Source organism: Micromonospora sp. NPDC048947 (genome assembly GCF_040649495.1).
Lineage (GTDB): Bacteria > Actinomycetota > Actinomycetes > Mycobacteriales > Micromonosporaceae > Micromonospora > Micromonospora alfalfae.
Genome location: NZ_JBEZFO010000001.1, coordinates 300,325 through 314,725, shown reverse-complemented (window position 1 = coordinate 314,725; position 14,401 = coordinate 300,325). Strand labels below are relative to the sequence as shown.

Genomic DNA, 14,401 nt, shown 5'->3' with positions numbered 1-14,401 from the left:
GGGGCCCCTCCCGCCCCGACGAGTAGTGAAAGCGAGCTGTTGACGTGAGCACCCACCAGAGCCTGGCCGGTTTCATCTGGTCAGTTGCCGACCTGCTGCGCGGCGACTACAAGAAGTCGGAGTACGGCAAGGTGATCCTTCCGCTGACCGTGCTGCGCCGCCTGGACTGCGTCATGGCGCCGACCCGCAAGGCGGTGTGGGACCGCGATTCCTCGCTGACGCTCACCAACAAGGACCAGTTGCTCCGGCTCGCGGCCGGCCTGCCGTTCTACAACACGTCCAAGCAGAGCTTCGACACCATCGGGTCGTCCGCCCCCGAGGTGGTGAAGAACCTGACCGACTACATCAACGGCTTCTCGCCGAACGCCCGCGAAATCATCGACAAGTACGACTTCCACACGCAAATCACGCGCCTGCAGTCGGCCAAGCTGCTCTATCCGGTGGTGCAGAGGTTCCGGGACATCGACCTCAGCCTGGAGCGGGTCGACAACCACCAGATGGGTTACGTCTTCGAGGAGCTGATCCGGCGTTTCGCGGATGATTCTAACGAAACCGCCGGTGAGCACTTCACGCCACGCGAGGTGATCAAGCTGATGGTGAACCTGCTCATCGGCCCGGACAGCGGGCACCTCACCGGAGCCCCGGTGATCAACGTCCTGGACCCGGCCTGCGGCACCGGCGGAATGCTGTCGGCGGCGGAGGAGGTCATCTCATCGCTCAACCCGAGGGCGACGGTGCGCCTCTTCGGCCAGGAGCTGAACGCCGAGTCGTACGCCATCTGCCGCTCGGACATGATGCTCAAGGGCCAGGAGCCGTCGAACATCCACCTGGGCAACTCGTTCAGCGACGACGGCCACGAGGGCCAACGGTTCGACTACCTCTTGGCTAACCCGCCCTTCGGGGTGGAGTGGAAGAAGGTCAAGGACGAGGTCGACGCCGAGGCCACGCTAGGGCACGCGGGCCGCTTCGGTGCCGGCCTGCCGCGCATCAACGACGGCTCGTTCCTCTTCCTCCAGCACATGGTCTCCAAGATGGAGCCGCCGGAGAAGGGTGGGTCCCGCATCGCCATCGTCTTCAACGGCTCGCCACTGTTCACCGGCGCGGCCGAGTCCGGCGAGTCGAACATCCGCCGCTGGATCCTGGAGAACGACCTGCTCGAGGGCATCGTCGGCCTACCCGACCAGCTCTTCTACAACACCGGCATCTCCACGTACTTCTGGATTCTGTCCAACCGGAAGGCGGAGAACCTCAAGCGCAAGGTGATCCTGCTCGACGCCCGGGACCAGTGGGTCAAGATGCGCAAGAGCCTCGGTGACAAGCGCAAGATGATCTCTGAGGACCAGGTCACCCACATCACCCGGCTCTACGGCCAGGCCCTCACCATCGCCTCGGACGAGTCGCACCCGGACCACGGCAAGGTCAAGGTCTTCCAGACCACGGACTTCGGCTACCAGCGGATCACCGTGGAACGGCCACTCAAGCTCCGCTTCGAGATCACCGAGGAGACCCTCGCCGCGCTCGCGGAGAGCAAACCCCTTTCTCGGTACGCGCACCGCGACGAGCTGATCGGCGCGTTCAAGCCACTGCTCGGCACGGTGTGGCGCACGAAGGCCGAAGCGAAGGACGCCCTCCACGCGGCAGCCGTCGCCGGGGGTGCGCTCTGGCCCACGGGCGCCCCTGGGAAGGCCATCATGGACAGCGTCTCCATCAGTGACCCGGACGGGGAAGTGCAGAAGGTCAAGGGTGAGGTCATTTCGGACCCCGACCTGCGCGACTACGAGAACGTGCCGCTCGCCGAGGACATCCACGAGTACTTCGAACGTGAGGTCCGCCCGCACGTCCCGGAAGCGTGGATCGACGAGAGCAAGACAAAGACTGGGTACGAGATCCCCTTCACTCGCCATTTCTACGTCTACAAGCCACCGAGGCCTCTCGCCGAAATCGACGCTGAGCTCCGCGAACTTGAGCTGCAAATCCAGGGGCTCCTTTCGGAGGTGACGAAGTGACGATCGCCAGCGCGCCTCTGTTTGCCCTCTTGAGAAGCCGAGAGGAATTTGGTAAAGCTGAACTTCCTCTGCTTACAGTCAAATCGGAGGTGGGGGTCGAGCTTCGAGATATGTCCCAAGGGCGATCGCCGAGCGAAGACCTGTCAAAGTACCGCGTCGTTCGAGGAGGGGACCTCGTTGTTAACCGCCTCTGGGCGCGTTTTGGTGCGTATGGTGTTTCACGACAATCGGGAATCATTTCCCCCGCATATTGGGTATTCCAGTTAGAGGAATCCCGGGTTCACCCTGGATTTCTGCACTATTTGCTACGCTCGGCGCCGTACCGCGGCGAAATCGATCGCGTCTCGAAGAACATGCCGCCTAATGGATATGAGTTGCCCTGGGAACGGTTCCGGCGCATCGAAGTCGAACTGCCAGCGATGGAGGAGCAGTGGCGGATTGCCGACTTCCTCGACGCCGAAACCGCCCGTATCGACCGCCTCGTTGAGCTAAAGCTTGGGCAAGCCAGGCTTCTTGATGCGCGGAAGCAGGGTCTGATTTCGGAGCTTTCCGAGCACCTGATCGCGTTGTTCGGAGTCGTGCAGTTGCGCCACGTCATGTTGGAGATCGAGCAGGGCTGGTCGCCTCAATGTGAGGAGCGGGCTGCCGGCCCGAACGAGTGGGGGGTGATCAAAGCGGGGTGCGTCAACGGTGGTAAATTCATCGAGGAGCAACACAAGACTCTTCCAGCCGACGTTGCGCCCCGCATCCAGTATCGATTGCGCTCTGGCGACCTCCTTATGTCAAGGGCGAGCGGATCAGTGGATCTGATTGGAAGCGTTGCTGTGGTTCCGGACCACGTTCGCAAGCTGCTTCTTTGTGACAAGATCTATCGCCTTCGAGTCGATCCTCGACTGAGCTCCGCCCACTTCTTGGCATTCATGCTGCGTTCCCACACCAATCGTGAGCGCATCAAGCTTGGCATATCGGGAGCGGAGGGTATGGCCAACAACCTGCCGACGGCTGTTGTGAAGAGCTGTATTGTGCCTGCTGCTCCGCTCGACGTGCAGGAGCGGTCCGCAGTTGAACTCCAACGCGACATCTCAGCGATCGAAGAACTGCAGCATTTGATCGCCGCGCAGGTCTCGTTGCTGATGGAGCGGCGGCAGGCGCTGATCACGGCGGCGGTTACCGGGCAGTTCGACATGACGACCGGGAGGGGAGCGGACCTGTCGTGAGCGCACACGTCTACAAGGAGCAGGCGTTCGAGGCGACGATCGAGGCTGAACTCCTCGGTCACGGCTGGCACCGAGGGCTGTCCAACGGTTACCGCCCCGACCTCGGCCTCGACACCGGCGAGCTGGATACCTTCATCGGGGCGACCCAGAAGAAGGAGTTCGACCGGCTCATCGCCGCCTATGGCGACCTGGCCACCGCGCAGCGGGAGTTCGCGAAGCGCGTCGCGGTCGAGATCGACAAGCGGGGCGCGCTCGACGTGCTCCGCAACGGGGTGAAGGACCGGGGCGTCACCATTCAGCTCTGCTACTTCCGGCCCGGTCACACTCTCGCGGTCGGCGCGCTCGACGAGTACCAGGCGAACCGGCTCACCGTGGTCCGGCAATTGCGCTACTCGGCGAAGACGGCGGGCGAGCTGGACCTGGGTCTGTTCGTCAACGGCATCCCGATCGCCACGGCGGAATTGAAGAACACGCTGACCGGGCAGGACGTCGAGGACGCGAAGCGCCAGTACCGCAAGGATCGCGATGCCAAGGAGCTGATCTTCGCGCGGCGTACCCTCGTGCATTTCGCCGTTGACCCGCACCTGGTCTTCCTGTCGACGCGGCTTGCCGGGGAACAGACCCGGTTTCTGCCCTTCAACGTCGGCTCGAACGGGCCTGGGGTGTCCGGCGGTGCGGGGAACCCGCCCGCGCCCGCCGACGGCTACCAGACCTCCTACCTCTGGCGGCAGGTGTGGCAGCGGGAAAACCTCCTCGAACTGCTGCAACGGTTCGTGCACGTCGAGGCGCCGAAGAAGGGCAAAGCGATCCCCCACGTCAGCCCGTTGATCTTCCCGCGCTACCACCAGTGGCACGCGGTGCGGCGGATGGTCGAGCACGCCACGGACCACGGGGCGGGCCACAACTACCTGATCGAGCACTCGGCCGGTTCGGGTAAGTCGAACACCATCGCCTGGCTGGCGCACCGACTGTCCACCCTGCACGACGCGGACAACCAACCGGTCTTCGAGAAGGCCATCGTCATCACCGACCGGGTGGTGCTGGACCGGCAGTTGCAGGACACGATCTACCAGTTCGACCACGTAGCCGGAGTGGTCAAGAAGATCGACGAGGACTCGCAGCAACTCGCCAACGCCCTTACCGGCTCGACCGTCCGCGTCATCATCACGACCTTGCAGAAGTTCCCGTTCGTGCTGGACAAGGTCGCTAAACTGGGCCAGCGCCGGTACGCGGTCATCATCGACGAGGCGCACTCGTCGCAGTCGGGGGAGTCGGCGAACGCGTTGAAGAAGGCGCTCGGTCGGCTCGGCTCGGACGACATCGACGCCGACGGCGACCTGCTGACGGCCTCCGCCCTGGCGCGGGGCAAACATGCCAACCTGTCCTACTTCGCCTTCACCGCCACGCCGAAGCAGAAGACGCTGGAGCTGTTCGGCACCCGCAATCCCGGGACCGGCCAGATGGAGCCGTTCCACGTCTACTCGATGCGCCAGGCCATCGAGGAGGGCTTCATCCTCGACGTGCTGCGCAACTACATCACGTACGAGGCGCGGTGGCGGCTGGCCAGCGCGGCGGTCGAGGCCGTGGAGACCGCCGACCCCGAGGTGGATCCGAAAAAGGCCAAGGCCAAGCTGGTACGGGCCGCGGAGCTGCACCCCGAGTCGCAGGACCAACGGGCGCAGATCATCATCGACCACTTCCGGACCGAGGTCAGCGAGCGCATCGGCGAGCGGGCCAAGGCGATGGTGGTGACCCGCTCCCGTGAGCACGCGCTGCGGCTCTACCAGGCGATGCGCAAGTACCTCGACAAGCGTGGTGTCACCGACTGCGCGCCGATCGTGGCGTTCTCCGGCACGCTCACCCTCGACGGCATCGACTACTCCGAGTCGAAGCTCAACGGGTTCTCGGAGGCGGCCCTGCCGGACGCGTTCGCGTACACGAAGGTCGGCGATCCTCAGGCCACGGCCCGCAACCAGACCGAGTACCGCATCCTGGTCGTCGCCGAGAAGTACCAGACGGGCTTCGACCAGCCGCTGCTCGCGGCGATGTACGTCGACAAGCCGCTCGCCAGCGTGGCAGCCGTCCAGACCCTCTCCCGCCTGAACCGCACGCACCCGAACAAGACGCAGGACGACGTCTTCGTGCTCGACTTCGCCAACAAGGCCGAAGACATTCAGAAGTGGTTCAAGCCGTACTTCGAGACCACCATCACCGAACCGACCGACCCGAACCTGCTCTACGACAAGCAGCGCGAGGTGATGGACTTTCAACTCCTGGTCGAGTCGGAGATGGACGCCTTCGCCCGAGCCCTGCTCGCCGCCGATCAACCCTCGATGACCGCCGTGCAACTGGAGAAGGCGCACGCCGCGCTCTACCGGTTCCTTGAGCCGGCGGTCGACCGGTTCAACCACCTGGCCAAGGACGACCGGGACCGCGCTGAGGAGTTCCGCTCGTCGGTGAGCGACTACGTCCGGGCGTACGGCTTCCTGGCCCAGGTCGTCGGGTACGGCGACGAGGATCTGGAACGGCTCTACCTCTACAGCCGTTTTCTGCTCCGGCGGCTGCCTAGCGAGCCGGGTGCTGGCGTGGACATCGGTGCGGCCACCCTGAGCCACCTGCGCATCCGGAAGCGCGCCGAGGAGGACCTGTCGCTGCAACCGTCCGGCGCGCACCTCATCCCCGGCTTCTCGCCCGACGGCGGCGCCGCCCGCCAGGTCGAGGAGAAGCCGCTCAGCGAGGTTATCGAGGAGCTCAACGAACGCTTCGGCTACGACCTCAGCTCGTCCGATCAGATTCTGCTCGTGCAGCAGATCATCTCACTGGCTGAGGACGAGAAGATGCAACAGGTCGCGCTCAACAACGACATCGAACGGTTCGGTCAGGTGGCCGACCCAGAGCTGGACAACATCGTGGCCCGCAACCATGATCGCAACACCACCTTCGTCGGGCGGTACTTCGACAACCCGGAGTTCCAGGCCGCCGTCAAGGCCGAGGCCCGGCGTCGGGCGTACGGGCTGATCCTGAGCCCGTCTCGCGCCGAAGCGTTGCGCAAGCTCCGCAGTCAGGTCTCCGGGGCGAACGAGCAGCGTGCGACAGCGACCAGCGGCGAGTGACGATTCGGGGGAACGCGCGCGGTGAGCGACGTGATACCGGCTGAGGAGTGGGTCTTCGCGGACCGGTACCGCGTCGACGCGCCGATCGGTAGCGGCGGCATGGGTGCCGTCTGGAGCGGCTACGACCGGCACCTGGACCGCCGCGTGGCGATCAAGCTGATGCGGAACACGCCCGGCCCGGCGGTGACGTTCGGCAGCGCGGAGAACGCGGCGTTCAACGAGGCGGTGGCGGCAGACCGGGAGCGGTTCCTGCGGGAGATTCGCACGACCGCCCGTCTCGAACTCCCCGGCATCCCCGCGGTGTACGACTTCGGGATCGAGGAGTCGAGCGGCCGCATCTACCTGGTGATGCAGCTCGTGTACGGGCAGACGCTCGCGGAGCTCATTGCCTCCCGGACCTATGCTTCCGACCCGTGGCCGATCACCTGGGCGGTCGCCATCAGCGCCCAGGTGGCGGCCACCCTCGTCGACGTCCACCGGGTCGACGTCGTCCACCGCGACATCAAGCCCACGAACCTCATGGTCAGCGACGGGGGAGTGGTCAAGGTCCTCGACTTCGGGGTGGCCATCCTGCGCGGCGCGAGTGCCCTCCCACGACTGACCCAGGTCGGCCTGACCGTCGGCAGCCCGCCCTACATGCCGCCGGAACAGGCCCTGGGCAACCCTGTTGGGCCGGCGAGCGACGTCTACGCGCTGGGGTGTGTCCTGTACGAGGCCCTCACCGGGCGGGTGCCGTTCGTGGAGACAACCAGCCGCTCCTACCAGGATCACCATGTCAACACCCCGGCGCCGACGGCACGGGCGCTGCGCGCCGACGTGCCCTCCGACCTCGACAACCTGGTCGCGCGAATGCTGGCGAAGCGGCCCGCTGACCGTCCCTCGGCGGAGGACGTCTACGAGACGCTGCTTCCGATCGCCGCCCAGCCCGGTCCCGCTGGACCCGGCGGCAACCGTGACCCGCGCCGTCCCTTCCTCCGCCCCCTCGCACCCGCGCCGCGCCAGCGGGGAGCCGCCCCCGCTCCTAAGCCAACATCGACGACCTCGGCGCCGCTGAGCGTCGACGAGGCGATCGAGATCCAGCAGCAGGTTGGCGAGCTGGTCCAGGATTCGCAGTTCCAGCAGGCGATCGACCTGCTGGACGAGGCGGTGGGCCGGGCCGCCGCCGAGCCGGCGCTGAAGCTGGAGATGCAGGTGGCTCTGGCATCGACGCTGTGGTTCGCCGACGAGTTCAGTCGGGTGGCGGCCGTCCTCGACGAGATCCTCCCGAAGGTCGACGGTGGGGACGAGTTGACCGTTCTCCACTACTACTCGGGCGTCAGTCACGCCGAGATCGGCAACATCGACGAGGCCGTCAAGCAGCTCACTGACTTCCTCGCCCTCGCCGAGCCGTACGACCCCCTGCACCGGGACGCCACCTACCGCCTCGGCATGATGCTGCCCGCCGTAGGCCGAACGAGCGAGGGTCTTCGACACCTCGAGGCGCTTCGGCCGGCCCTCATCGCGGAGTATGGGTTGGGCTCTGCGCACGTCAGGACATTGGACCGGCGGATCGCCCAGATCAGACGTGGACCCGACCTCTAGCAAGACCGCGGCAACGGAAAGGCTGCGAGGGATGATGATGATTGCAGGCGAGACTGAGGTGGCCATCGTGATGGCTGAGCTGATCGGCCGGCGCGCTGTCTTCCATTCGGAGGCCGACTTCCAGCATGCCTTCGCCTGGGCGCTGCACAGCATGCAGCCGTCGACACAGGTCCGGTTGGAAGTCCGGCAAGCCGGGGGAGAGCGCGTCGACCTGCTGTGCTGGGGACCGCAGGGTCGCACGGCCATCGAGTTCAAATACTTCACCGCACGGTGGGACGGCACAGACCCGGTGATCGGGGAGCGGTTCCGTCTGCGGGAACACGCGGCCGACGATCTGGCCCGACGCAACTTCATCTTCGATGTCGCGCGGCTTGAAGGGCTCTGTGCCGCCGACCCGACCCTGACCAACGGCCTCGCGATCATGTTGACCAACCATCAGCCATTGTGGGCCCCGCCCAGCCGTCCTCGGCTCACGCGCGATCAGCACTTCCGAATCCACGAAGGGCGCACCCTGACGGGCACTCTGCGGTGGGGGACCGAGGGCAGCCACTACGTGGACAACGAGCGGAATCTCGTCGGCCGGTACACGCTCGCCTGGAATGACCACGCCCAGCTCGAAGGAGCGAACGGGCAGTTTCGCTGGCTGGGTGTCGGGATCCGGGTGCCACGATAAGGCTGGACATGACCCAGCTTGGCGCGTGGCCGTTCGCGCGGTCCTTTGACTTCGAGTCCGACGGGCTGGCCCGCTTGCTCGTCAGCGGAAGCTGGCACCCAAAGGCGAGCCGGTTCAGGCAGGTCATCGTCAATGACGATGAACATCGCAGGCACCGTTCGGCGGCAGGCAGCGCGACGGGAGCGCGGTGTTGCCCTCAGGTACCAGGGTGAGCAGCAGACTTGACAGCGGTTGTGAATAGTAGCCATGCGCATCGATCGAAGCGGAGTGCCGCTCCCTCGATGTTCTTGGAGTCGCGGACGGCGACGATGCCGGGAACGTTGGTGGCGACCTCCACGCAGGCGCCGCCGTTGTCGCCGCTGCGGGTGCTCTTGCGCCAGACGGCGCCGGTCAGGTCAGTCATGCCGCATCTCCCCGGAGATCCTCTTGATCATGTCTTTCGATTCTGCCTCGCCGAGGGCCATCGCATCCAGCCCTGCCCAGACGCGTTCGTGCGCGGCTAACTCGTCAGGCTTGTCGAGGTAGAGCGCCCCGGTCAGTGACTCGCTGTAGACGACCGACGGTTCCGGGGCTGCTCTGCCGCCCTTCGTGGGCGGGAAGTCGAGGATCATGACGGTACCGGCGACCGCGCCGGGGTGTGGCCCCGCGGCCAGTGGTAGCACTCGGACGGACACATTCGGTAGCTCTGACACCCTGAGTAGATGGTCGAGTTGCGCGGTCATCACGTTGGGGCCGCCGACCGTGCGTCGAAGCACTGCCTCGGACAACACCGACTCCAGGTGTGGCGCCGGAGGAAGCCGCCGGACGAGGAGCGCCTGCCGCTGAAGCCTTACTTGGACGGCGCGCTCCCTTTCCTCGTCGCTGAGGATCCTGCCGCGCCGGATCAGCGCGTCGGCGTAGCCCTTGGTCTGCAGGATGCCGGGGATCAGAGACTCGTCGAAGCCTCTGAGCCGCGAAGCGGCGGATTCCAGCCCCACGTACAGCTCGAACCAGTTCGGCACCGCATCTCCGTACGCGTGCCACCAGCCCTTCGACTTCGTCTCCGCAGCCAGGCCGCGCATCGCCTCGGTCATCTCCGGCGACACCCCGTACAGCTCGCACATCGCCTTGACGTCGAGCACCCGGACCGAGCCCTGGCCGCATTCGAGGCGCCAGATCTTCTGCCGGCTGTATTCGAGGGCTTCGGCGGCGGCGTCGAGCGTCACCCCGGCCTCGTTGCGGAACTGTCGCAGCAGCCGGCCGAGTTGCCGACGCGGCACTGTCGATCCGATGTCTTCGGGCATCCGCACACTCCCTGGTTTCATCACGCAACACTGCGTGACCCGCTCCTGCAACTCCTACGGGTTTCAGCAAAGAAAGTCAATGCATAACAGCGAAATTGCGGTTTAGAACGTTGCGTTTCCGATGCGGACTGTCGCAGGCTGGTCACAGCACGGCGGCCGGCCGGTCCCCCCGAACGGCCGCCGTGCATCCCCGAACACCCCTCGCCCCTCCGCATGAGGAAGGCAGGCAGACATGAACGCCAGAAACCAGCGACCGGAGCCGCCGCACTCCAGCGCGACCTACCGTTCCGGCGCGTACACCAGTTTGTTGCCGTGGCAGGTGCGCGAGCGCCGCTTCCCGCCGACCGGGCTGGGACGTCGCGGTTTGAACCCCGACGACGTGTACGCCTTCCTCGACCGCGTCGCCGGCGATATGGCCGCGGTCTACGCCGCTCTCGCCGAGAGCCGCCGCGAGACTGCCCGGATCAAGGCCGGCCTGCGTCGCTGGCAGACCGATCAGGCCCGCGCCCGCAACGAGCGGGACCAGGCCCGATGAGCCAGCGGTACGTCATCCACCTGCCCGTCGTTGCCACCGACCTGCCTGCCGCGCAACGCCTGGCCCGGGCCATCGGCCGGTGGATGCTGGTGCTGCCGATGACCGACCCCGGGGAGACCACCGTCTCCGAAGAGGACCATCAGCTCGTCCGGCACCGGGTCTTCTGTGACCTGCGGATGCCAGGCGGCCGGCGTTGCCTGCTCCGCGACGGCCACGACGGCGACTGCTCCCGCCGCCTGCGCCGCTGAGAGGTGCGAAGCCGGAGATAGGCGGAGCTTCTGATCCACGAGGAACTTATTGTCTGGGTCCGGCGCACCCGCGCAAAGACCAACTGCTCCACCTCATGCGAGCGCGACCCGTCGAGGGCGGGCGAAATCCTCCGTAGGTACTCCTTCAGCGGGTCGTACTCGGCGCGGTTCAACTGCGCCAGGCCCGCCGCCTACGCCGCTGATAGCCGATCCAACCCGAGATACCTGCGGCACGGGTGCGCGTGCTGTTACTACTGATCAGGGCATAGGCGATACCGATCCTACGAGCCGTAACCACGCATGGCCATCGATCGATTGCAGGATGTACTCGGCGTGAAGCGCCGGTAATCCTGAAGGGCCAGCTCACGGCTGCAGGGGGATTCATGGGTAGTCCCGCACGTCGCCGTCATACGCCTTCCAGTGAGCGTCAGCTACGCCTGGTGCCAGATCCCACCGCCGAAGCGGTGGCTGCCTTCGGTGCCCGAGTCGCGGAGAAGACCGGTCGAGGCGGTGATCCCGAGGATCAGTTGCGCAGTCCTTTTGAAGAGTTGCTTCGTCGCATGGGCCGGCACCTGGGAGTCGACGCAATTCCCTACGGAGAAGTCCGGCTCGACGTGGTGCGTGCGCGCCCCGACTTCGCCGTGGATGTCGGGGGAGTCCGCGCCGGGTACGTCGAGCTGAAGGCCGACGGGCATGGGATCCCCTCGACCTGGCGCCGCCCCACGAAACGTGAGCGCCTGCAGTGGGAGAAGCTCAAGGCCCTACCGAACGTCCTCTACTCCGACGGCACTGCCTGGGCGAGATACACCTACGGAGAACTAGCCGGCTCCGTCGTCCACCTGGAAGGTGACCTCTCCGGCGGTCGGCGCCCGCTACGAGCGAATGGGCCAGAGTTCGAAGCCCTCATCCAGGAGTTCCTGCTGTGGCAACCCGAACAGCCGCGAACCCTCGCCCAGCTCATCCGGATCGTCGCCGGGCTGTGTCGACTGCTGCGCGACGAGGTTGGTGCGATCCTCGCGGACCCCACCCGTGATCTGGCCCACGAGGAGCTGTCACTGCTCGCCGATGACTGGCGTGACCTGCTGTTTCCCGATCTGGATGACGCCGGCTTCGCGGACGCCTACGCCCAGACCGTCACCTTCGCACTGCTCCTTGCCCGCATCGACGGAATCGTCTTCGACGAGACCCCGATGCACGAGATTGCCCGTCTGCTCGGCAAGAAGCACTCCCTCATGGGCCGGGCCTTGGCGGTGCTGACCGACAACGACGCCGCCTACGAGCTCCGGATGATCGATACCTTGTTGCGGGTCATCGGTTGTGTGGACTGGAGCACCATCGACAACGGGCGGGGTGATATCCACGCCGACTTGTACGAGCGCTTCTTGTCCATCTACGACCCCACGCTGCGGCGGCGCAGCGGATCCTTCTACACCCCACAGCCCGTGGCAGGTGCGGTCGTCGACTTCGTGGACGAGATTCTGCGTGACCGGTTCGATCGTTCGTGGGGGTTCGCCGCCCATGATGTCACTGTCGTGGATCCCGCCATGGGTACCGGAACCTTCCTCGTCGAGGTGTTACGAGCGGTCTCGGCGACGATCGACGCCAAGCAGGGTGCGGGCGCGCGAGGACCCCAATTGCGGCAGTTCTTCCAACAGCGTCTCGTTGGCTTCGAGATCCAGGCCGCGCCCTACGCCGTCACCGAACTTCGGCTGCATCAGGCAATGAAGGCGCAGTTCCGCACCGAACTTCCCCCATCCGAGTACCGTTTCCTCACCGACGCACTGGAAGATCCCGATACTCAACAGGGCCGGCTGCGGGCTGCGTACCGGGTCATCGAACGCTCTCGCCTGGAGGCAAACCGGATCAAGCGTGAGATGCCGGTCATGGTCGTGGTGGGCAACCCTCCGCACGTGGAGAACACGCGAGGCCGAGCACCGTGGATCGAAGAGCGGCGGAAGACTCCCCTCCTTCCGGGGACCCGTCCGGATCGGCCCTCACTCGACGAATTCCGGGTGCCTGGCGGAGGCCGCTACGAGTCGGACCTCTACGGGCTGCCATGGTGCTTCTGGCGCTGGGCGCTGTGGAAGGCGTTCGAGGCTCACCCCGGGGAACCGCAGGGGATCGTGGCCTTCGTGACGCCGTCGAGCTTCGTCAAGGGCAAGTCCTTCGAGGGCATGCGCGAGTACCTTCGACGAACCTGCGACGAGGGATGGATCATCGAGCTGTCCCCTGAGGGGAACCGACCACAGCAACACACCCGCCTCTTCGGTCCGGACGTCGGCCGGCAGCTCTGCGTTGCAATTTTCGCTCGCTACGGCCAGGGCGACCGGACGACCCCGGCGACTGTCAGGACCCTCGCACTGACCGGTGCGAGGGAGGACAAACTCCAGCGGTTGCAGGAGCTGTGCCTCCCCGACCCGGGGTGGCAGCATTGTCGCGCGGACTGGCGGGCGCCGTTCCTGCCAGAATCCGACACCGACTGGGGCCGCTACCCGGGACTGAAGCAGCTCTTTCCGGAGTCGTCCCGCGGTGTGACGGCAGGACGGACCTGGATCTATTCCCCGGACGTCGACACCCTGCGCCGCCGCTGGCGCAGATTTATCCAAGCTGGGGAGGGCCTGCGCCGACGGATGCTGCCCGAGTCCCGGGACCGCAAACTCGACACCGTCGTCCGTCCGCTGCCCGGGATGCCGAGACCGGCCGGGCCGCTCGCTGCGGAGACGGGTCCGGCGCCGACGGCGGTAAGGGTCGCCTACCGCTCCTTTGACCGACAGTGGGTGCTGCCGGACAGCCGGCTCATGGTGATGCCACGACCACCGCTGTGGGCAGTCCGGTCACCGCACCAGATCTACCTGACCGAGCAGAACAGCCAGCCGATCGACAGCGGTCCGGGCGTGACCTTCACCCAGCTGGTACCCGACCTGCACCACTACAATGGACGCAGCGGGCGGGTCTTCCCGCTCTACTGCGACACCTCGACAGAGCGGCCCAACATCGCACCAGGGCTCTGCGTAATGCTGACCGAGAAGCTCGGGACCGAGGTGGCGGCCGCCGATGTGATGGCCTACATCGCCGCAGTCACCGCCCACCCCGGCTACACAGAGCGGTTTCGGCAGGAGCTGCAGCACCCCGGCGTTCGGGTGCCGCTGACAGCGGATGCCAACAGCTGGGCCGAGGCGGTGTCGACCGGTCGCGAGGTGTTGTGGCTCCACACCTTCGGGCAGATCAGCCTGGGCGAGCGCCCGATCTCGTTCCGCGACTTCGTTGACGAGGCGGCGCCAAGGGTGCAAGCGGCGATACCGGACCAGCCGGGAGCCCTCCCCGACAGCATCTCCTGGGACGCGGACAGCGAGACGTTGTTGGTTGGCAGCGGGCGCATCGCTCCCGTTGACCGTCGAGTCTGGGAGTACGACGTCGGTGGGATGAGAGTTCTCCGGCACTGGTTCAACTACCGCTGCGCACACCAACGCCACCGGCGTCGTTCCTCTCCGCTGGATGACGAGGAGCTGAACCAATGGAGTAGCGACCTCACCGACGAGCTGCTGGAGATCCTCGCGGTGCTCGGCGGTTGTGTGGCTGCCGAACCGCGGCAGCTGGAACTACTGGATCGCATCTGCGCCGGTCGGCTGATCTCTGTCGTAGACCTGGCGGCCGCTGGCGTCCTGCCGATACAGGGCGCCGCCAAGCTCACCACGGTTGACGAAGGGCGCAGCCCGAGATTGTTCTGACGACTTCCCGTCGGTGC

10 protein-coding genes are annotated in these 14,401 nt (G+C 65.9%); 8 read left to right on the top strand and 2 right to left on the bottom strand.

Annotated elements, in window-relative coordinates; translation table 11 throughout:
- Window positions 1-44: 44 nt before the first annotated feature.
- Genes AB0B98_RS01380 through AB0B98_RS01360 form a run of 5 tightly spaced genes read left to right on the top strand, consistent with a single transcriptional unit; the run spans window position 45 to window position 8,590 of the window.
- Window positions 45-2,006, top strand: a complete 1,962-nt coding sequence (locus AB0B98_RS01380) for a class I SAM-dependent DNA methyltransferase (RefSeq protein WP_357359873.1) — start codon at window positions 45-47, stop codon at window positions 2,004-2,006.
- Window positions 2,003-3,223, top strand: a complete 1,221-nt coding sequence (locus AB0B98_RS01375; RefSeq protein WP_357359871.1) for a hypothetical protein — start codon at window positions 2,003-2,005, stop codon at window positions 3,221-3,223. The genes AB0B98_RS01380 and AB0B98_RS01375 overlap by 4 nt, the downstream gene beginning before the upstream one ends.
- Window positions 3,220-6,336 (top strand): DEAD/DEAH box helicase family protein, encoded by a 3,117-nt coding sequence (locus AB0B98_RS01370; protein ID WP_357359869.1) that lies wholly within the window; start codon window positions 3,220-3,222, stop codon window positions 6,334-6,336. Before AB0B98_RS01375 ends, AB0B98_RS01370 begins: the two co-directional genes overlap by 4 nt.
- Before the next feature lie 21 nt (window positions 6,337-6,357).
- Window positions 6,358-7,917, top strand: coding sequence for a serine/threonine-protein kinase (locus AB0B98_RS01365; protein WP_357359867.1), 1,560 nt, complete (start codon window positions 6,358-6,360; stop codon window positions 7,915-7,917).
- A gap of 31 nt (window positions 7,918-7,948) precedes the next feature.
- Window positions 7,949-8,590 (top strand): hypothetical protein, encoded by a 642-nt coding sequence (locus tag AB0B98_RS01360; protein ID WP_357359865.1) that lies wholly within the window; start codon window positions 7,949-7,951, stop codon window positions 8,588-8,590.
- A gap of 196 nt (window positions 8,591-8,786) precedes the next feature.
- Here the strand turns inward: AB0B98_RS01360 and AB0B98_RS01355 are convergent, their stop codons facing one another.
- Window positions 8,787-8,993 carry a DUF397 domain-containing protein gene (locus AB0B98_RS01355; RefSeq protein WP_357359863.1) on the bottom strand — a complete coding sequence of 69 codons (207 nt, stop codon included), beginning with the start codon at window positions 8,991-8,993 and terminating at the stop codon, window positions 8,787-8,789.
- Entirely contained in the window at window positions 8,986-9,873 is an 888-nt protein-coding gene (locus tag AB0B98_RS01350; protein ID WP_357359861.1) for a helix-turn-helix transcriptional regulator, read from the bottom strand. Before AB0B98_RS01350 ends, AB0B98_RS01355 begins: the two co-directional genes overlap by 8 nt.
- A 232-nt stretch (window positions 9,874-10,105) precedes the next feature.
- On the opposite strand from AB0B98_RS01350, the gene AB0B98_RS01345 reads away from it, so the two are divergent.
- From AB0B98_RS01345 to AB0B98_RS01335, 3 genes are all read left to right on the top strand, one after another.
- Entirely contained in the window at window positions 10,106-10,408 is a 303-nt protein-coding gene (locus AB0B98_RS01345; protein WP_357359859.1) for a DivIVA domain-containing protein, read from the top strand.
- Window positions 10,405-10,656 (top strand): hypothetical protein, encoded by a 252-nt coding sequence (locus AB0B98_RS01340; protein ID WP_357359857.1) that lies wholly within the window; start codon window positions 10,405-10,407, stop codon window positions 10,654-10,656. The genes AB0B98_RS01345 and AB0B98_RS01340 overlap by 4 nt, the downstream gene beginning before the upstream one ends.
- A gap of 560 nt (window positions 10,657-11,216) precedes the next feature.
- Window positions 11,217-14,384, top strand: coding sequence for a type ISP restriction/modification enzyme (locus AB0B98_RS01335; RefSeq protein ID WP_357359855.1), 3,168 nt, complete (start codon window positions 11,217-11,219; stop codon window positions 14,382-14,384).
- The last annotated feature ends 17 nt before the right edge of the window (window positions 14,385-14,401 follow it).

What these genes read in the sequence shown, in the direction of transcription:
- AB0B98_RS01360 (WP_357359865.1), top strand. Translation starts at nt 7,949, where the DNA reads ATGATGATGATTGCAGGCGAGACTGAGGTGGCCATCGTGATGGCTGAG.
- AB0B98_RS01355 (WP_357359863.1), bottom strand. Translation starts at nt 8,993, where the DNA reads ATGACTGACCTGACCGGCGCCGTCTGGCGCAAGAGCACCCGCAGCGGC.
- AB0B98_RS01350 (WP_357359861.1), bottom strand. Translation starts at nt 9,873, where the DNA reads ATGCCCGAAGACATCGGATCGACAGTGCCGCGTCGGCAACTCGGCCGG.
- AB0B98_RS01345 (WP_357359859.1), top strand. Translation starts at nt 10,106, where the DNA reads ATGAACGCCAGAAACCAGCGACCGGAGCCGCCGCACTCCAGCGCGACC.
- AB0B98_RS01340 (WP_357359857.1), top strand. Translation starts at nt 10,405, where the DNA reads ATGAGCCAGCGGTACGTCATCCACCTGCCCGTCGTTGCCACCGACCTG.
- AB0B98_RS01335 (WP_357359855.1), top strand. Translation starts at nt 11,217, where the DNA reads ATGGGCCGGCACCTGGGAGTCGACGCAATTCCCTACGGAGAAGTCCGG.